Below are 18,182 nucleotides of genomic sequence, written 5' to 3'. Positions count from 1 at the left end.
GCTTTGACATACTCTCGTGACATGTTCGTGACTGTGCTCGCCGCATAGGCCGGACCTGGGCCGGTAACGGTGCGGTGGGGGCGTGTCCAGTGCGTACGGAGGGCCAGGGGCATGGGGGGAGCCATGGAGGTCTGCGTGCTCGGACCCGTGTCGGTACGCCGGGACGGGGCCGCGTTGGCTGTCGGATCCCCTCAGCAACAGGCGCTGCTCGTGGCGCTGCTGCTGCGGTCCGGGCGGGTGACGTCCACCCAGGAGCTCATCACGTCCATCTGGGGGGAGGAGCCTCCCGGTTCGGCCCTCGCCAGCCTGCGCACCTACGTCTGGCGGCTGCGGCAGGTCCTGGAGGAGGACGCCGCCGCACCGGGTCTCCTGGTCTCCCAGCGCGACGGGTACCGGCTGACGATTCCCCGGCTCTCGGTGGACGTCCACCGAGCGGAGCGGCTGACGGCGGGCGCCGCGCAGGCGCGGGGCGTGGGGGACGACGACGAGTGCGGGCGCCTGCTGGCCAGGGCGCTGAAGCTGTGGCAGGGCGCGCCGCTGGCCGGTGTGCCGGGGCCGTTCGCCGAGCAGCAGCGGGCCCGGTTCACGGAGCTGCGGCTCGGGCTGCTGGAGGAGCGCTTCGAGTGCGACCTGCGGATGGGCCGGCACGCCTCCGTCATACCGGACCTGACCGCCTTCACCCAGGAACACCCGCTCCAGGAGCGCCCGTACGGATTTCTGATGCGCGCGCTGTACGCCTCCGGGCGCCAGGCCGACGCGCTCGCCGTGTTCGCCCGCGCCCGGCACATCCTGGGCGAGGAACTGGGTGTCGACCCCGGCCCGGAGCTGACGGCGCTGCACGAGCGGGTCCTCGTCGGCGACCCCCTGTTGCAGGCGCCGAGGCGTGAGGAGGTCAAGGCGTCGGCGCGGGAGTGCGGGCAGTGGGAGGGCGGTCGGCCCGCCGCGGCGGACTTATGGGACCCGGTGCCCTCGCGCCCGGCTCAGCTGCCCGCCGACACCTCCGACTTCAGCGGGCGGGCGGAGCAGGTGGAGAGCCTGTGCCGGGCGCTCACCGAGCCCGGGAGGTCGTCCTTACCGGTCGCCCTGGTGAGCGGCATGGGCGGCCTCGGCAAGACCACGCTCGCGCTGCGGGTCGCCCACCGGATCAAGCACGACTTCCCCGACGGGCAGCTCTACGTCGACCTGCGCGGCAGTGGCCTCGAGCCCGTCGATCCCGCGGTCGTCCTCGGCAGTCTGCTGTGCGCGCTCGGCGTCCGGGCCGCCGCCCTGCCCGCCGTGACGGAGGACCGGGCCCGTCTGTTCCGGACACTGCTCGACGGCCGGCGGGTCCTGCTGCTGCTGGACAACGCCCGGGACACGGCGCAGGTGCTGCCGCTGCTGCCCGGCTCCGCCGAGTGCGCCGTGATCGTCACCAGTCGCACCAGGCTCGTCGGCATCCCGGCCGTCGCGTCCGTCGCCCTCGGCGTCTTCGGCACCCCGGAGGCGATCGGGTTGCTGGCCGCGATCGTGGGCGCCGAGCGGGTCGCCGCGGAGCCGGGCGCCGCCGTCGGCCTGGTGACGGCCTGCGGTCACCTTCCGCTGGCGGTGCGCATCGTGGCCGCCCGGCTCGCGGCCCGGCCGCGCTGGCAACTGGAGACCATGACCCGCCGGCTGGCCGACGAGCGGCACCGGATCGGCGAGCTGCGCGCCGGGGACCTGGCGGTCGTCGCGGCCTTCGAGCTCGGCTACCGGCAACTGCCGAAGGAGCAGGCGTGCGCCTTCCGGCTGCTCGCGCCCGTGGCCCGGCCGAGCATCGGGGTGGAGGCGGCCGCGGCGGCCCTCGGTCTCGACCCGCACGACGCCGAGGAGCTGCTGGAGCTGCTGGTCGACGCCGCCATGCTGGAGGCCGCGCAGCCCGGCCGGTACCGCTACCACGACCTGGTCAGGTCCTACGCGCTCCAGCTCGCCGATCCCGCGGATCCCGGCCGCGGCGAGAGCGGCCCGCCGGTGCTGGCCCCGTTGCTGGAGCATCTGCTGAGCCGCGCGGGAGCGGCCTTCAGGTGCATGGTGCCGGGTGATCCCGCCGACGTCTTCCTCACGGCCGATTCCCTGAGGGGTGCCGACTTCGCCGGTCTGGCGGACGCGCGAGCATGGGTGACCGCCGAGTTCGAGTGCCTCGCCCACGCCGTGACGCTGGCCTCGCAGGCCCCGGCCGGCGCCGGCACCCGGATCCTGCGGATGGCGGCGGACCTGCTCGTCGCCCTCAGCCCGTTCGGCAAGGACATCCCGTACGGGGATCTCGCCGACGCCGCCCGCGGACTGGCCGGGACCGCGGCGCGGCGCGGGGACGACCGGGCCGCGGGCCGGGCCTGGTTCGTGTGCGGCAACGCGGCCCTGCAGAACGCCCGGCTCGCCGAGGCGGAGTGGATGACCCGGCTCGCGGCCGAGTCCTGCGAGCGGGCCGGTGATCTCGTCATCCTGCGGCAGACGCTGAACGACCGCGGGCTGATCGCGCAGTTCCAGCACCGTTACGAGGAGGCGGTGCGCTGCTACGAGCAGGCGATCTGCCTCGCCCACGAACTCGGGCACCGCTCGGGCGAGCTGGTGACCAGGCTGAACGCGGCGCAGGCCGATCTGCGGTGCGGCCGGGCCGCGGAGGCGCTGCTGGCCAGTGACGAGGCGCTGGCCGCGCTGCGCGAGGTCGAGGACCACCACGGTGTGGCGTACGCGCTGCACGTGCGGGGGATGGCCCTGCACGAGCTGGGGCGGTACGCCGACGCCGTCCGCAGTCACCGGCAGTGCCTGGACCTGTGCGCGGTCTGGGACATCCGGGGGCAGGAGTCGCAGACACGCTTCCGGCTCGCGGAGACCCTGCGCCTGATGGGGCGGGCGAAGGAGGCGCTGGGGGAGGCCGCGCAGGCGCTGACGCTCTGCGAGCAGCGCGGTGCCGAGCGCGACCGGGGGCTCGCCCTCCTCGTGCTCGGGCGCACCCTGGCCGACCTCGGCGACCGTGACGCGGCCCTGCTCAGGGCGAGGCACGCCTACACCGTCCTCACCCGGCTGGGCCTGCCCGACGCCGACCGCGCGGTGATCCTCATGGAGCGCCTCGGCGCCTCGGCGTGACCGGTCCCCGGGGTGCCCGCGCCGCCGGCCCGTCCGCGCCCGGGGCCGCGTATATCAATCGTCTACCCCGTTTAGATCGATGGTTGAAAGAGTTCCACCCGACGGCAAGAGAACGCGACCGAAAGGCTCGACGTGACGATGCGATTCATCAAGTCTCCTGCCCGGCTCTCAGCTTGTGCGGCCGTTTCCACCGCAACGCGCCGGCCTGCGCCGGATGTCCTGAAGGAGTGGAACAGCAAGGGCTGACGCGCACTGCGGTCAGTGTCCGAAATGACCTTGCTGCACAGGGTATTCACATCCTTGGAGAAGGCCGTGATGCGCAACACACTGATGGTGGAAAACGGTTCCCGTGTCCTGTCGGACGCCGGCGGGCCGGATGTCGGCGTGGACGCGGAAAGGACCTCGCTGAGACTTCCGCGCGATCTGACGATCGCCGAGTGGCAGCGCCTCGGTGAGCGTATCGCCGGGCTTTCGGATTCATCGGCGTGGTGGATCGGCGACTGGCTGGTCTTCGGCCAGGAGCGGTTTCCGGACCGTTACAAGCGGGCCATGGCGGACACCTCGCTCGATTACCAGACACTCCGGAACTACGCGTGGGTGGCGCGCAGGTTCGTCCCGTCCCGCCGCCGGGACGCCCTGACGTTCCAGCACCACATGGAGGTCGCGGCGCTGCCCGAGACCGAGCAGGACCACTGGCTCGACTTCGCGGCCAGACTGCGCTGGTCACGCAACGAACTGCGCAAGCAGGTCCGGGCGAGCCGCGAGGGCGCCGAGGAGCCGGACGAGGCCGAGGTACGGCTGAGCGTACGCATCGCCCAGGACCGCCTGGAGCGCTGGGAGGCGGCGGCCCGCAAGAGCAGCACCAGCCTGACGGAATGGATGGGCGCCGTTCTCGACGGAGCGGCCTGAGCCGCCGTCGTCAAATCATCGAAGAGGCTGCGAGGCCGTGGCGAACCAGGGGAGCGCGGGTCACATGGGATCTGGTGTCGAACTGCTGGAACTGCACGACCGGAACGGCGTGGTGACCTGGGAGGAATTCCAGGTCTCGACCATGCCCGAGATCATCGGCTCCATCCACCTGGGTCAGGTTCTCCTGGCCATGTCCGAGTCGGGGCTGCTGGAGCGGATCCGAACCGGACGCAACACGGTGAAGGCGGGGCTGCTCGAAGGCCTGAACGCGCGTATTGGCGAGAATCTGCTGCGTTATCTCGAGGTGCGGGGGGTGCTTTCGCAGTGGGAGGGCGCATACTCCCTGACCCGTAAGGGCGAGCTGCTCACCGGGGAGATACCCATGGCGCGTCTCGGCTTCTATCTGGAAGCCTACGGGCCGGTGACCGGAAGGATCGGTGATCTGCTCACCGGGCGGGCCACGTACGGCGTGGACGTGAAACGCGCCGGGGGCCCGCTGAGCAAGCACTGCGCGACGGTCTTCGCGCGGTACTACACACCGATCGTCCTGGAGGCGATGCGCGGCCGGGGCGCCACGCGGGCCCTGGACCTCGGCTGCGGCGGCGGCCAGCTCCTCGTGGACGCCTGCCTGAACGATCCCGGCTTCAGCGGTGTGGGCATCGACCTCGCTCCCGAGGCGGTGGCGGCCGCCCAGGACCTGGCCCGCCGCAACGGCGTCGACGACCGGCTCAGCTTCTTCGTCGCCGACGCCTTCGCCCCGCAGACCTGGCCGGACGCCTGCCACGAGGCCGAGACCCTGTTCGCCATCGGCATGCTCCACGAGCACTTCCGGGACGGGGAGCAGGCGGTCGTCGACGTCCTGAACACCTACGCCGACGTCCCCGGCCGCAAGATGCTCCTCATCGGCGAGCCGGAACCGCACTACGACGACCGGGAGAACGACTCCGACTTCTTCCTCGTGCACGTCCTGACCGACCAGGGCATCCCGCAGGACCGCCACGCCTGGACGCGGGTGTTCGAGCAGACCCGGCTGGAGTGCCGGCGCATCCTCACCCCGGCGGTGGCGGGGCCGCGCATGTGCTTCTACGACCTCGTACCGGCCGCGGAGGACTGAGCGTGCGGGTCGGCATCGTGATCCTGCCGGAGCGGCGGTGGCGCCACGGCGGTGATCTCTGGCGCAGGGCGGAGGAGCTGGGATTCGACTCGGCCTGGACGTACGACCACCTGTGGTGGCGCGGTCTGAGCGACGGGGAGTGGTTCGCCACCGTGCCGGTGCTGACCGCCGCCGCCTGCGCGACCAGCCGGATCCGTATCGGCACGCTGGTCACCTCGCCGAACTTCCGCCACCCGGTCGTCACCGCGAGCGAGGCGATGACGCTCGACGACATCTCGGACGGCCGGTTCACGCTGGGCATCGGGGCCGGGTCCCAGGGAGCCGGGGACTCCGACGTCGTCGACGACACCGTGCTCACCCCGGCCGAACGCGCCGACCGGTTCGCCGAGTTCGTCGAACTGACGGACCGGCTGCTGCGGGAGCCCGTGACGTCGTACGAGGGGCGGTTCTACCGGGCCCGTGAGGCACGGGTGATCGCCTCGTGCGTGCAGCGGCCGCGGGTGCCCTTCGCGCTCGCCGCGACCGGGCCGCGGGGGCTCGCCCTCGTCGCCCGTCACGGGCAGGGCTGGGTCACCCTGGGACCGCCGGCGTTCGCGCAGGGGGTCACGCCCGCGTCCTGTCTGGCGGCGGTGCGGGACCAGACGGACAAGCTGCGCGCCGCGTGCGAGGCCGTGGGTCGCGACGCCGACGAGATCGACCGGATCTTCGTCGCCACGCCGGCGGCCGGAGACCCGCTCGCCTCCCCGGAGAGCTTCGAGGAGATGGCGGCGGACTACGCCAAGGCGGGCATCACCCATCTGGTGATCCACTGGCCGCGTGCGGAAGGCGTGTACGCGGGCGACCCGGCGATGCTGGAGCGCGTCGCCGGCGAGGTGCTGCCGAGGGTGCGCGCCTTCTGACCCGGCCGGGGCCGGGCGACCGGACGGCGAAGGCCGCGGACGGGCACTGCCCGTCCGCGGCGCCGTCCGCTTCTCACCTATTCACTGACCGGTACGTGCGTGCCGGTCAGTACCGCCGAGGAGCCGCGCGAGGCGTGCATCGCCTGCCGCAGGACCGCGGGGACCGACCACTCGACGTCCACGACCGCGGGGTCGCGCAGCCGGGCCGCCGTCCTCGGCTCGCAGCCGTCGATCGCGGGGCGCAGCGTGTTGACGGTGACATCGGCGCAGATCGCCTTCAGCCGCCACTCGAGCTGGGCCAGCAGGGACTCGTACGAGGTGTGCGCGTCGCGCAGGGTGAGGAAGTACAGGTCGTAGAGGGTCACCAGGGTGCTGCGGGACTCCAGCAGCGGTCCCCCCTGCGTCACGCTCGTGTGGAACAGCGACGCCCCGGACGGGACGAGCGTCTCGGCGACGCCCTCGTGGACCAGGGTGTTGAGTGCGATCTCGCGGCGCAGCCCGGCGGCGCACTCGTCCTTGAGCAGCGGGTCCCGGCCGGAGTACAGCGAGCGTACGGACCCGTAGTCGGAGGCCCAGCTACCGCTCATGGCCGGATGGTGGCGGACCATGCTGGGCCGGATCACCCGGTGGTAGAGGTCCGCCGGGCAGGAACTCGTGTAGAGCAGCAGCGCGGAGTAGCCGCGCACGAACGACACCGCCCGCTCCACGGCGGCCCGGCGCTGCTTCCCGGACGCCCCGGACGCCTCGGCGAGGGCGGCGGCGGTGAGCTGCCACAGGACGAAGCTGGCCTGGTGGCCGGTGATCCACCTGAACCAGAAGAGCCGCTCGGCGTGGTCCGGGTCGGAGAGGTCGAGCGTGCCGGCGTACGCCGCCTCCTCGGCGGCCGTGTCCAGCGGGGCCCCGGCCGGCGGCCGGTCCGCCGGGCCGTCCGGGAACGGCAGGGGGCGCGGGGGGAGGACGAGTGGTTCGAGCCCGTACGCGCGTGGTCCCGGTGCGGCGGCCGGGCCCGTGGACCGCGGCGTGCCGGCGCCGCCCGTCGGCTCACCCGGCCGGCTCATCGCCACCGCCGGGCTGGTAGGTGAACTCGAACTCCACGCCGTTGACGTCGTACGCGTAGAAGCTGCGCGTTCCGTCCGGGTCGACGACGATGCCGGTGGCCGGCTCCGGCCGCGCGAAGCGGTACCGGCCGCCGGAGTACAGGCGCGACCAGCGGTCGTGCCAGTCCTCGAGCGCCTCGGGCGAGGGTACGCCGAGGCACACGTGCTGGAACTGCGCGGTGTCGGCGGGCGGCGGGGCGGAGTGCTCGGGGCCGCGGGTGAACAGGTGGAAGCGCAGGCCCCCGACGGTCAGTTCGGCGAGCCGTGTGATGCCGGGCAGCCGCCGCCGGGTGAGCTCCGAGAACGTGTCCAGGGTCCAGGCCGTGCGGGCGTCGAAGAACTCCTCGTACCAGGAGATGCTGGCGTCGAGGTCCGCGGTCTGCACGGCGATGTGGTGCCATGCCGGGGGCGCCGGACTGCCGGGCCGTCCGGCCGGCCCGGGCGACGCCGCCGCGGCCGGGACGCCGCCGGTGTCTGGGCTCGCGAGGTTGTCGGGCATGACGTATGACCCCCATCGGGAAACTGGGCGGGAGGGATGATCGGTTCAGCGGCCGACCGCGTAGGCGAGCGAGCCACGGGGGCTCGCCGCCGCCCGCAGGAAGCCGTGCTCCGGATCCACGCCGACCGCGCAGACCTTGCCCAGCGAGAACGCCGGGGCGAGTTCCACCTCGTGGCCCCGGCGCCGCAGCTCGGCGACGGTCGAGGGGTCGCAGTTCTCCTCGACGACGAGCACCCCTGGCCGGGACTCGTGCGGGGTGAAGGACGACGGGAAGTGGTCGGTGTGGAAGGCGAGCGTCTCGACGGCCGACTGGAGGTCCAGGCCGAACTCGGTGACGGCCAGGTGGAAGCCGAGGGTCCACTGGTCCTGCCGGTCGCCGCCGGGCGTGCCGAAGGCCAGGTACGGCCGGTCGTCGCGCAGCACCAGGGTGGGGCTCAGCGTGGTACGGGGACGGCGGCCGGGCGCCACGGAGTTGGGGTGCCCCTCGGTGAGGGTCATGGTCTGGCCGCGGGTGCCCAGGGAGAAGCCGAGCCCGGGAATCACCGGGGAGCTCTTCAGCCAGCCGCCGCTGGGTACCGCGACGACGAGGTTGCCGTACCGGTCGGCGACGGCGACGGTGCAGGTGTCGCCGCGCGCGGCGGTGGCCTGCACGATGGTCGGCAGCCCGTTGTGCATCTGCGCCATCCACTCGCTGTCGGCGGGCGGGAGTTCGTCCGGCCGCTGCTCCGGGATCCAGGGCCGCCGGCCGTCCGGTGATCCGGGCCGCAGCTCGGTGGCCGCCTTGTCCTCGACCAGCCCGCGGCGGGCCTCGGTGTAGGCGGGGCCGAGCAGCGTGTCCAGCGGCACGTCACTGTGCGCGGGGTCGCCGTACCAGGCCTCCCGGTCCGCGAAGGCGAGCTTGGCGCACTCGGCGACGGTGTGGATGTACTCGGCGCTGCCCAGCCCCATGGCGCGCAGGTCGAAGCCGCCGAGCAGCGCGAGCTGCTGGAGGAACACGGGGCCCTGCGACCAGGGGCCCGGCTTGTGGACCGCGAGGTCCCCTTGGACGAGGAGTGCGGGGGCGTCGACGGTGGCACGCCAGGCGGCCATGTCCTGCCCGGTCAGCAGGCCGTGGTGCTTGCGTCCGGTGGCGTCGAGGACCGCCGCGCCCGAGGTGAAGGCGTCCACGGCCTCCGCCACGAAGCCCTGGTAGAAGGCGTTCTCGGCGGCGGCGATCTGCGCCTCCCGGTCGCCGGAGGCCGCCTCGGCCTCCTTGAGCAGGCGCTGGTAGGTGCCGGCCAGCGCGGCGTTGCGGAAGCGTGCCCCGGCGCGCGGCGCCTCCCCGGCCTGGAGATAAGTACGTCCCGATTCGGCCCATTCGGTACGGAACAGCGGGGCCAGCACCTGGATGGCGCGTGCGGTGTCGGGAAGCAGCGGGAAGCCGCCGGCGGCGTATCCGAGGGCGGCGTCGAGGACTTCGCGCAGCGGGAGGCTGCCATACTCCCCGAGGAGCCGCATCCAGGCGCTCATGGCGCCGGGGACGACGGCGGGCAGCAGTCCGGAACCCGGTATCTGGCGCAGGCCCAGTGCGTGGAAGTGCTCCGGGGTGGCGGCCCGCGGCATCGGCCCCTGCCCGCACACGGCCGTGACGCGTCGTTCCGCGGCTTTGTAGGCGAGAATGGAAACATCCCCGCCCAGGCCGTTGTAATGCGGTTCGACGACCTGGAGGACGAATCCGGCCGCGGTGACCGCGTCAAAGGCGTTGCCGCCTTTTTCCAGTATCGCCATCGCGGTACCGGAAGCCAGCCAGTGCGTCGACGAAACGGCGCCCACCGTGCCCTTCAGTTCCGGCCTTCCAGCGTTCACTCAGCTTCACCATCCAGAATTGTCCGGGATGCACGGGACGGCCGTGCGAGAGGCAGCGGCTGCTCAAGTATGCATGGCGAGGCGGTACTTGCCCGGAGCCGTCGGTGAAAGCGATCCGGGGCGTTCTCGTCGCCGCCGGGTCTGTCCCGCCGGCGGGACAGGACGCCGCTCGCCGCCCGAATGTCCCGCACGTGGAGCCGTTTTTCTGTGACACGCGAACGTAGTATCGCCATGCGCTGCGACGCCAAAGACACTCGTGGGGAGGACGTGGTGACCACTTCTTCGGAACGGAAGCTCATATCGGGCGGAAGCCGGTTCGAGTCGGTCTTCGGATATTCCAGAGCGGTCCGTGCCGGACAGTTCGTGTCCGTCGCGGGAAGTACCGCGATGACCGCGGAAGGGCCCGTCGGCGGAACCGACGTCCTTGCCCAGACACATGAGGCGATCCGCCGGATCGAAGCGGCACTCGTGGACGCCGGTGCTTCCCTCCGGGATGTGGTGCGGACCCGCGTTTTCGTCACCGACATCCGTGACTGGGAGAAGGTGGGGCAGGTGCACAGCGAATACTTCGGTGATATCCGCCCGGCCTCGACGATCGTCGAAGTCTCCGCACTCGTCGATCCGTCCCTCCTGGTCGAGATCGAAGCCGATGCGCTGGTGAACGAGTGATGCCGGATCCGTTGCAGGAGAAATCTCCTGAGAATCTTGGACGCGTGATGATTCCTGAGTCATTCAAGATCGACTGCTCTGTCGTCGAGGAATTCCTGGCCCTGGATCCGGATGCCTGGGAGCGGCTGAACGCCGACTACACCGCCCGCCGGCGGATCGGCGAGGCGTGCCGGTCGCTGGCCCGCCACGCCTTCGCGGAGGGGGACCCGTCGGCGCTCGAGGAGCTGCACGACGTACTGGCCCTCATCTACCAGCGGGATTTCTCCGGTACGCCGGTGGAACTGCTGGGCTGCGAGACCCAGCCGGTGCTGCGGGACATCGCGGCGATCCTGGAGAACGCCGTTCTCGCCGCGGAAATGGAGTCCATATCCGAGGAGCAGGTCTCCGCGTATCCGCAGACCGGCAAGGAGTACGTGCACTGGCTCAAGCGCGTCATCGGTGAACACCCGGCGGCCGGCCACCCCTTCTACCGGGAATTCGTGCCGAACCGGGCCACCGAGGGAGACTTCCGCTTCTACCTCGCGCAGGAGACCAATCTCGACCCCAAGTTCGACGACATCCTGGCGTTCATGCAGATCGGCGCCGCCCCCGACGAGAAGATGGAAATCGCCGGGAACTACTGGGACGAGATGGGCAACGGCAAGCCGGCCGAGGTCCACACCACCATGTTCGCCCACGCCCTCGACGCCCTGGACGTGAACGGCGACTACATCCGCCGCAATCTCCTCCCGGAAGCCAAGGCCTCCGGCAACCTGGCCTCCTGCCTGGCGGTCTCCCGACGTCACTACTACAAGTCCGTCGGATTCTTCGGGGTCACCGAGTACCTGGTCCCGCGGCGCTTCAAGCTCGTCGTCGACCGCTGGACGGACATCGGGCTCTCGCGTGCGGGCATCGCCTACCACGACGCGCACATCAGCATCGACGCGGTGCACGCGTCCGGTTGGTTCAAGAACGTGATCGCCCCGGCGGTCGACCGGGACCCCCGTGTCGGCCGTGAGATCGCCGTCGGCGCGCTGATCCGGCTGAATTCGTCGCAGCGCTACCTCGACTCGCTGCTCATGCACCTGCATCCCGAAACCGCCGCCGCCCACACGTCCTGACCGGAGGTCTCCGCATGCCGCTCAACGAACGTGGTTACGCCGTCATCGACCTTCCGGAGGCCACTCCCGAGGTCCTTGAGAGTTTCAACGACCTCAAGTTCGACGAGTACATGGGTGACAACCGGTACCGTCGCTTCGCCCAGTTCCGCATGCGCTGGTCCGGTCAGTCGTGGGACCTGGAGCGGCTGGAGCACCGGCCCTACGTGACGTTCTCCAAGTTCAATCCCGTGGCCGGCGGGATCCGGCGCCACTACGAGCCGATCGTCGCCGACTTCTCCCCGCAGATCCGCGCCGGCGCCGAGGGCGTACCGCTGGACACCGGCCGTAACTGGCAGGTCAACGTCCACCAGTTCCGCATCGTCGCCAAGCGCCAGGAGACCTCCGGTGTGATCGTCCCGGAGGGCCCGCACTCCGACGGCCGGGACTTCGTGCTGATCGCCGTCTTCTCCCGGCACCAGATCACCGGCGCGGAGATGACCCTCATGCCGCACGGAGGCGAGGGAGAGCCCTTCTTCCGCACGACCGTCCAGCCGGGCCAGGGCGCTCTCCTCGCGGACCGGGAGATGTTCCACCACGTCACCGAGATCGAGCCGGTCGGCGACTACGGCCACCGGGACACGCTGATCGTCACCTGGGTGCCCTGGGAGGACAAGTGGCACGGGGACGAGTTCGAGCAGCGTGCCCTGGCCGAGGGCTGAGGAGCGGCCGTCATGAGCGACACCCCCGCGACCGGGGGCGCCGGCGCCGGCCGACTGGACGGACTGCTGGCCGACGCCGCCCGCCGCCACCCCGCCCGCACCGCGGTGGTGGACGGTGACACGGTCCTCGGCTACGCGCGGCTCGACGCGCTGGTGACCGAGACGGCCGACGCCCTGCGGCGGCACGGCGTGACGGACGGTACCCGCGTGGGGGTCCGCCTCCACCGCGGCCACCAGGCCATCGTGGCGATCTACGGCGCCCTGCGCGCCGGAGCCGTGGTGGCACCGCTCGACGCCGAGGAACCCCCGGCCCGCACCGCGCGCATCCTGCGCGGCGGCGGACTGACCCGTCTGCTGGCCGCGCCCGACACGCTCGCCCGGGCCAGGGAGTCCGTGCCGGACGGGTGGCAGGAGGCGGAGCTGCCCCACGGCCTGGTCTGCCTGTCGTCACCGCACCCGGCGGACGGTCCGCAGCCGCCGTCCGCCGCGGCGCGGCCCGCCGGCGGATACGTGCTGTTCACCTCGGGCAGCACCGGCTGGCCCAAGGGTGTCCTGCTCAGCCACGAGAACGTGCTGCACTTCGCCCGCTGGGCCGCCCGCGAGTTCGCCCTCGGCCCCGACGACCGCATCGGCGCCCAGGCCGCGTTCACCTTCGACCTCAGCACCTTCGACCTCTTCAGCACGGCCGCCGCCGGCGCCAGCGTCCACCTGCTGCCCACCGCGGTACGGGCCTTCCCGCGCAGTGTCGTCGACTGGCTCGACAGCGAACGGATCACGGCGCTGTACGCCGTCCCGACGCTCTACCAGATGCTGATGCACCGCGGGAACCTCGCCGCCGCGCCCCCGCGCGCGCTGCGCGTCGCCGCGTACGCGGGCGAACCGTTTCCGCCGGCCGTGCTGGAGAAGTACCTCACGGTCCTGCCCGACACCGCCTTCTACAACCTGTACGGCCCCACGGAGACCAACGTCTGCACCTACGAGCGCGTCCCGCCCGGGTGGCGTGCGTCGGACCCGCAGACCATCGGTGCCGCCATCGACGGCGTGACGGTCGACCTCTTCGACGACGACGGGCGGCGCAGCGGCTCCGAGGGCGAGATCTGTGTCGCCGGGCCCACCGTCCTGGGCGGATACCTCGTGGACGGCCGTCTCCACGACCCGGCCACCGAGCTGCGCTTCGCGGACGGGCCCCGCCGCGCCTACCGGACCGGCGACCTGGCCCGGCGGACCCCCGACGGCAGGCTGAGGCTGCTGGGGCGACGCGACCACCAGATCAAACGCGACGGTCACCGCATCGACCTGCTCGACGTCGAGAGCACCCTCGCGGAGCTGCCCGGCGTCGAGACCTGCTGCGTCGTCGCCGACACCGGCCCGCAAGGCGCACAGGACGGGGCACCGGACGGCGTCAGGCTGACCGCCCACGTGACCGGCGACGCCGGCCTGGACGCGGACACGCTCGTCGCGGCCCTCTCCGAGCGGCTGCCCCGCTTCATGCTCCCGGACGAGGTCGTCCTCGCCGACAGTCTCCCGACGACCCGGCACGGAAAGGTCGACCGCAAGAAACTCCTCGTCACCACCCACACGCCCGAGGTAACCCGATGAACTCCGTAGAAGACCTCTGCTCGCTCATCACCCGCGCGGTGACACCGACCAGCTCCCGCCGCGCCGGACGCGCGCCGTCGGTACCGATCGAACCCGACACCCGCCTGCTCGACCTCGGCATCCTCGACTCCCTGGCCGTCCTCGGCGTCGTCTCCGAGATCGAGCAGACCCTCGACATCGAGTTCCCCGAGACGGAGATCGTGGCCGCCAACTTCCGCACCCCGAACAGCCTCTGGGAGTTCGTCTCCACCCTGAAGACGCAGGTCGCCTGAGACGCAGGACGGAAGGGACGAACGGAAAGACTGGCCGATGGACACCCTTCACCGGGAAGAGCGACTGGACGCGACAGCCGCCCACCACCGATCACTCGCCACCGAACACCTCACCGGCGCGCCCGAAGGCGACTTCCGCGCCCGCTGGCAACGGCTCGCCTCCTCGGGACTGCTGCGCACCGCACGGCAGTGGCAGCACCGGGACCGCGAACTCGACCCGGGCGAAGGCTCCGTCAGCCACGCCGTCGCCGCGATCGAGGGCATCGGACTGGCCGGCACGGAACCCGGCCTGTGCTACGCCTTCGCCTCGCAGCTCTTCGGCATCCAGCTCCCCCTGTCCCACCTGCTGTCCGAGGCGCAGCACACCATGCTGTCCGGCGTCGAGGACGGCACCGCCCTGCTGTGCCACGCCTCCACCGAGACCGGCGGCGGCAGTGACCCGCTGTCCGGCGGCGTACGCGCCGAACGGCGGCCCGACGGAAGCTACCGCCTGCACGGCACCAAGTCCTTCATCACCGCCGCGCCGGTCGCCGACGTGGGCCTCGTCTTCGCCCGCACCGGCGAGGGACGCTCCCCGTTCGCGCTGTCCGCCTTCCTCGTCGACCTCACCGACGGCACGGTCACCCGGGGCGAGCGCGTCACCAAGACCGCGCTCAAGGACGCCCCCATGGGCTCCCTCACCTTCACCGGGACGGTCGTACCCCCCGGGTCCCTGGTCGGGGCGGAGGGCGCCGGACTGTCCGTGCTCGGCACCACCACGACCTGGGAGCGGGCCCTGCTGCTCGCCTACGCGCTCGGCCCGATGCGGCTCCTGCTGGACCGGGTCGTCGAATGGGCGGGAGAACGGCACCACTTCGGCCGGCCGATGGGCAGCAGCCACCAGGTCGCCGCCCGGGTCAGCGACATGGCACTGCGCCTGGAGCGCTCCCGCACCATGGTGCGCGCCATGGCCGCCCGGCTGGACGCGGGCGTCCCCGTCCGGCGGCTGTCCTCGGCGGCGGCACTCACCAAGATCTCCGTGTCCGAGGACTACGTCGCCCTCACCCGGCACGCCACGGCACTGGCCGGTGTGCGCGCCTTCGTCGAGGACTCCGGCCTGACGGCATCCCTGGCGGACCCCATGGCCGCCCTCACCTATGCCGGCCCCAACGACCTGCTGAGCGTCGCGGTCGCCCGGGACCTGGGCCTGCCCGTCGAGAACTGACGCCGACACACCGAGGGGGAACGCATGGATCACCGGACGGCATCCGAGCGCGCGGCACGGCTCGGCGAGCAGGTCACCGCCCTCGCCGCCGGCATCGACGCCGGCGAGACGGACAGCGCGGCGGCCTACAAGCTCGTACGAGAGGCCGACCTGCTGCGCCTGCTGGTGCCCCGCGAAGCGGGCGGGGAGGGCCTGTCCTTCCTGGACTACACGCGGATCCTCGAAGTGATCGGCGCCGCGGACACACCGACCGCGCTCGGCCTGAACATGCACTACGTGGCGATCGGCTCGCTGTGCGAGACCGGCGACCGCCCCCTGACCGGTGCCGCGGGCGAGTTCCGCTCCTGGGTCTTCGACCAGGTCGTCCACCACGGCAGGATGTTCGCCTCCGCCACCTCGGAGACCGGCAGCGGCGCCAAGCTCCAGCGCCTGACGACGACCTACCGGCGCAGCGACGGCGGATACCTCCTGTCCGGACGCAAGTCCTTCGTCTCCCTGGCCGGCGTCGCCGACTACTTCATCGTGGCCGCCCGCAGCGCCGACGACGACGCGGAACGGGAGATCTCCCACTTCGTCGTCGCCGGCGACGATCCCGGCGTCCGCCTGGAGGGAGTCTGGCCCGGCAACGCCATGGCCGGCACCAGCACCGCGTCGATGGTCCTCGACGACGTCCCGGTCGAACGGACCCGCCTGATGATGAACGTCGAGGGCATGTCGCTGTTCAAGCTCGTCCAGGAACCCCACTGGATGACCTCCGGCTACACCGGCGCCTACCTGGGCCTCGCCACGGCCGTCAACGGCCTGATCATCGAGTCCGTCGCCCGCGACCCCCGCCGCGCCGCCGACCCCGTCGTCCGCCACGAACTCGGCCGGCTGAACGCCGAGGTGCGCGCGGTGCGCGCCCTCGTCCACGCCGCGGCCGGGGCCGTCGGGGAGCAGCGCGGCACCGTGGAGACCGCCGAAGCCGTGCACGCCGCCAAGTACAAGGTCGGCGAGCTGCTGGCCGACCTCGCCTCCGCCGCGGTCAGGATCTGCGGCACCGCCGGGCTCAGCCGGGGACGCCCGCTCGAGCGGCGGCTGCGTGAGGCCCCGTACTGCCGGGTGATGCCCGCCAAGCCCGACGAGTGCCTGGAGTACCTCGGCAAGGCCGCGATCGGGCTCGACATGCACGACGTGCGCAATTTCGACTGGTGACGGCCGGGCCCCGTCGCCCTCTCCTCGGCGCTCACCGCTCCCCCTGACCGTCCGACCACCGCCGCACCTCGCGGAACGCGATCTTCATCGGAGTTGGAACAACCATGCCGCAGCAGCCCGAGCGCGTCAGTCACCCCCTGTCCGCCGCCCAGTCGGGTATGTGGTTCGCCCAGCAGCTCGCTCCGGAGAGCGCCGCCTACAGCGGAGCCCAGTGCGTCGAGATCCACGGCCCCGTGGACGCCACCCGCTTCGAGACCGCGGTGCGCCGCACCGTCGCCGAGGCGGACACCCTGCACGCCAGGGTCACGGACGGCGCCGAGGGACCGCGGCAGACACTCGACCCGGACGCCGCCGGCCGGTGCGTCGTGACCTTCGTCGACCTCTCCGGCGCCGCGGACCCCGACGCCGCCGCCCGGGCCTGGATGAACGACGAGCTGAACCGCCCCTTCGCCCCCGCGGGCGCCCCCGGCCGGGACCCGCGCGATCCCCTCATGTGCGAGGCCCTGCTGCGCCTCGCACCCGACCGTCACTTCTGGTACCAGCGGATCCACCACGTCCTGGTGGACGGATACGGCTTCGCCCTCCTGACCAGGAGGGTCGCCGAGATCTACACCGCACTCGGCCGCGCCGGCGGCGAGGACGGGCAGAGCCCCTTCGGGACGCTCGCCGAGCTGCTCACCGCGGACCGCGACTACCGCGCCTCGGACGGGTTCGCCCGCGACCGCGCGTACTGGACGGAGCGCCTGGCGGACTGCCCGCGGCCGGTCCAGCTCTCCGGGGCCGACGCGCCCGTCTCCTCCGGCTTCCTGCGCGCCACGACCGTGCTGCCCCCCGAGTACATCGACCGGTTCGCCGACCTCGTCGCCGGTTACGGTCTGAGCTGGTCCGACGCGATCGTCGCCGCGGCCGCCGTCTACACCCAGAAGCTCACCGGAGCGGACGACCTCACGCTCGGCATCCCCGTGGCAGCCCGGGTCACGGCCGACGAACGCGACACGCCCGGCATGGTGTCCAACGTGCTGCCGCTGCGGGTGTCCCTCCGGCCGGGGACCACCCTGGGACAGCTCGTCGGCGAGGTCGCCCGGTCCATGCGCGGGCTCCTGCGGCACCAGCGCTACCGCGTCGAGGACATCCGCCGCGACCTCGGCCTCGTCGGCGGCCAGCAGGCCCTGTACGGGCCCGTCGTCAACATCATGCGCTTCGCCTACGACCTGCGCTTCGACGGCCACCGGGCGACGGTGCACAACGTCTCCAACGGGCCCGTCGAGAACCTCTCGTTCTCCGTGTACGCCCGCTCCGACGGCTCCGGCGTCCGCATCGACGTCGACACCAACCCCGCGCTGTACACGCAGGAGGAGACCACCGCCCACCGCGACCGGTTCGTCGCCCTGCTCCAGCGCCTGCTGGCCGACGGCCCGGCGCAGTCCGTCGGCCGGCTGGACGTCGTCACCGAGGCTGAGCGGGCTTTGGTGCTGGAGGGGTGGAACGAGTCGGCTTCGGTGGTGGAGGAGCTGACGTTTCCGGAGTTGTTCGAGGAGCGGGTGGCTCGGGCGCCGGAGTCGGTGGCTTTGGTGTGCGGCGGTGTGGAGTTGTCGTATGCGGAGTTGAATGCGCGGGCGAATCGGCTGGCGCGGGTTCTGGTGGGTCGTGGGGTGGGGCCGGAGTCGGTGGTGGCTCTGGTTTTGCCGCGGTCGGTGGAGTTCGTGGTCGGGATGTTGGGGGTGTTGAAGGCCGGTGGTGCGTATGTGCCGGTGGATCCGGAGTATCCGCGTGAGCGGGTGGGGTTCATGTTCGGTGACGCGCGGCCGGTGTGTGCGGTCACGACCGCGGAGTACGCGGATGTGGTGCCGGGTGGCGTGGATGTTCTGAGTCTGGACGCTTCGCAGACGGTGGCGGCGCTGGCTGGGTGTTCTGCCTCGAATGTTTCCGATGGTGAGCGGCTTGGTGGGCTGTCGTTGGGTTCTCCGGCGTATGTGATTTA

The 18,182-nt window shown here is 71.9% G+C and carries 15 protein-coding genes; 12 read left to right on the top strand and 3 right to left on the bottom strand.

The genetic code is table 11. The features are described 5' to 3' along the window. Positions 1-111: 111 nt before the first annotated feature. The 4 genes from ACH499_RS23715 to ACH499_RS23700 all read left to right on the top strand — a co-directional run bounded on the left by ACH499_RS23715 (position 112) and on the right by ACH499_RS23700 (position 6,024). Positions 112-3,102 carry an AfsR/SARP family transcriptional regulator gene (locus ACH499_RS23715; RefSeq protein WP_399018184.1) on the top strand — a complete coding sequence of 997 codons (2,991 nt, stop codon included), beginning with the start codon at positions 112-114 and terminating at the stop codon, positions 3,100-3,102. 315 nt (positions 3,103-3,417) lie between these two features. Continuing rightward, entirely contained in the window at positions 3,418-4,011 is a 594-nt protein-coding gene (locus ACH499_RS23710; RefSeq protein WP_356198891.1) for an LmbU family transcriptional regulator, read from the top strand. Positions 4,012-4,075: 64 nt separating this feature from the next. After that, positions 4,076-5,125 (top strand): class I SAM-dependent methyltransferase, encoded by a 1,050-nt coding sequence (locus ACH499_RS23705; protein ID WP_356198890.1) that lies wholly within the window; start codon positions 4,076-4,078, stop codon positions 5,123-5,125. Then, positions 5,122-6,024, top strand: coding sequence for an LLM class flavin-dependent oxidoreductase (locus ACH499_RS23700; RefSeq protein WP_356199189.1), 903 nt, complete (start codon positions 5,122-5,124; stop codon positions 6,022-6,024). The genes ACH499_RS23705 and ACH499_RS23700 overlap by 4 nt, the downstream gene beginning before the upstream one ends. A 77-nt stretch (positions 6,025-6,101) precedes the next feature. Here the strand turns inward: ACH499_RS23700 and ACH499_RS23695 are convergent, their stop codons facing one another. The 3 genes from ACH499_RS23695 to ACH499_RS23685 are packed head-to-tail and all read right to left on the bottom strand — an operon-like array spanning position 6,102 to position 9,387. Continuing rightward, entirely contained in the window at positions 6,102-7,088 is a 987-nt protein-coding gene (locus tag ACH499_RS23695) for an L-tyrosine 3-hydroxylase (RefSeq protein WP_399018181.1), read from the bottom strand. Continuing rightward, positions 7,066-7,620 (bottom strand): VOC family protein, encoded by a 555-nt coding sequence (locus ACH499_RS23690; RefSeq protein WP_356198887.1) that lies wholly within the window; start codon positions 7,618-7,620, stop codon positions 7,066-7,068. The genes ACH499_RS23695 and ACH499_RS23690 overlap by 23 nt, the downstream gene beginning before the upstream one ends. Before the next feature lie 45 nt (positions 7,621-7,665). Then, positions 7,666-9,387 carry a gamma-glutamyltransferase family protein gene (locus ACH499_RS23685; RefSeq protein WP_399018179.1) on the bottom strand — a complete coding sequence of 574 codons (1,722 nt, stop codon included), beginning with the start codon at positions 9,385-9,387 and terminating at the stop codon, positions 7,666-7,668. Between the two features lie 348 nt (positions 9,388-9,735). Between ACH499_RS23685 and ACH499_RS23680 the strand changes: the two genes are divergently transcribed. The 8 genes from ACH499_RS23680 to ACH499_RS23645 form a co-directional block, all read left to right on the top strand. Further along, positions 9,736-10,134: a RidA family protein gene (locus ACH499_RS23680; RefSeq protein ID WP_356198883.1), complete on the top strand. Its 399-nt coding sequence runs from the start codon at positions 9,736-9,738 to the stop codon at positions 10,132-10,134. Between the two features lie 47 nt (positions 10,135-10,181). Then, the gene (locus ACH499_RS23675; protein WP_399018176.1) at positions 10,182-11,234 is read left to right on the top strand and encodes an iron-containing redox enzyme family protein; all 1,053 of its coding nucleotides are present in this window, start codon (positions 10,182-10,184) and stop codon (positions 11,232-11,234) included. Between the two features lie 14 nt (positions 11,235-11,248). After that, entirely contained in the window at positions 11,249-11,932 is a 684-nt protein-coding gene (locus tag ACH499_RS23670; protein ID WP_399018173.1) for a 2OG-Fe dioxygenase family protein, read from the top strand. 12 nt (positions 11,933-11,944) lie between these two features. Further along, on the top strand, positions 11,945-13,531 hold the full coding sequence (locus ACH499_RS23665) for an amino acid adenylation domain-containing protein (RefSeq protein ID WP_399018171.1): 1,587 nt from the start codon (positions 11,945-11,947) through the stop codon (positions 13,529-13,531). Further along, positions 13,528-13,803, top strand: a complete 276-nt coding sequence (locus tag ACH499_RS23660; protein ID WP_356198878.1) for an acyl carrier protein — start codon at positions 13,528-13,530, stop codon at positions 13,801-13,803. Before ACH499_RS23665 ends, ACH499_RS23660 begins: the two co-directional genes overlap by 4 nt. A 37-nt stretch (positions 13,804-13,840) precedes the next feature. Further along, complete coding sequence (locus ACH499_RS23655; protein WP_399018169.1) at positions 13,841-15,007, top strand: acyl-CoA dehydrogenase family protein; 1,167 nt, start codon at positions 13,841-13,843, stop codon at positions 15,005-15,007. Positions 15,008-15,031: 24 nt separating this feature from the next. Then, a complete protein-coding gene (locus tag ACH499_RS23650; RefSeq protein WP_356198875.1) occupies positions 15,032-16,201 on the top strand; it encodes an acyl-CoA dehydrogenase family protein in 1,170 nt (389 codons plus the stop codon). A gap of 104 nt (positions 16,202-16,305) precedes the next feature. Further along, positions 16,306-18,182, top strand: a 1,877-nt coding sequence (locus ACH499_RS23645) for a condensation domain-containing protein (protein WP_399018167.1), incomplete at its 3' end; no start/stop codon positions are given.

The sequence above is a fragment of the Streptomyces sp. NPDC018947 genome, assembly GCF_044390505.1.
Classification (GTDB): domain Bacteria; phylum Actinomycetota; class Actinomycetes; order Streptomycetales; family Streptomycetaceae; genus Streptomyces.
This window is presented reverse-complemented; position numbering and strand designations above follow the sequence as displayed.

Coding starts and splice junctions, on each gene's coding strand:
- ACH499_RS23675 (WP_399018176.1), top strand. CDS start 10,182: ATGATTCCTGAGTCATTCAAGATCGACTGCTCTGTCGTCGAGGAATTC.
- ACH499_RS23705 (WP_356198890.1), top strand. CDS start 4,076: ATGGGATCTGGTGTCGAACTGCTGGAACTGCACGACCGGAACGGCGTG.
- ACH499_RS23715 (WP_399018184.1), top strand. CDS start 112: ATGGGGGGAGCCATGGAGGTCTGCGTGCTCGGACCCGTGTCGGTACGC.
- ACH499_RS23690 (WP_356198887.1), bottom strand. CDS start 7,620: ATGCCCGACAACCTCGCGAGCCCAGACACCGGCGGCGTCCCGGCCGCG.
- ACH499_RS23660 (WP_356198878.1), top strand. CDS start 13,528: ATGAACTCCGTAGAAGACCTCTGCTCGCTCATCACCCGCGCGGTGACA.
- ACH499_RS23670 (WP_399018173.1), top strand. CDS start 11,249: ATGCCGCTCAACGAACGTGGTTACGCCGTCATCGACCTTCCGGAGGCC.
- ACH499_RS23650 (WP_356198875.1), top strand. CDS start 15,032: ATGGATCACCGGACGGCATCCGAGCGCGCGGCACGGCTCGGCGAGCAG.
- ACH499_RS23665 (WP_399018171.1), top strand. CDS start 11,945: ATGAGCGACACCCCCGCGACCGGGGGCGCCGGCGCCGGCCGACTGGAC.
- ACH499_RS23655 (WP_399018169.1), top strand. CDS start 13,841: ATGGACACCCTTCACCGGGAAGAGCGACTGGACGCGACAGCCGCCCAC.
- ACH499_RS23685 (WP_399018179.1), bottom strand. CDS start 9,387: ATGGCGATACTGGAAAAAGGCGGCAACGCCTTTGACGCGGTCACCGCG.
- ACH499_RS23710 (WP_356198891.1), top strand. CDS start 3,418: ATGCGCAACACACTGATGGTGGAAAACGGTTCCCGTGTCCTGTCGGAC.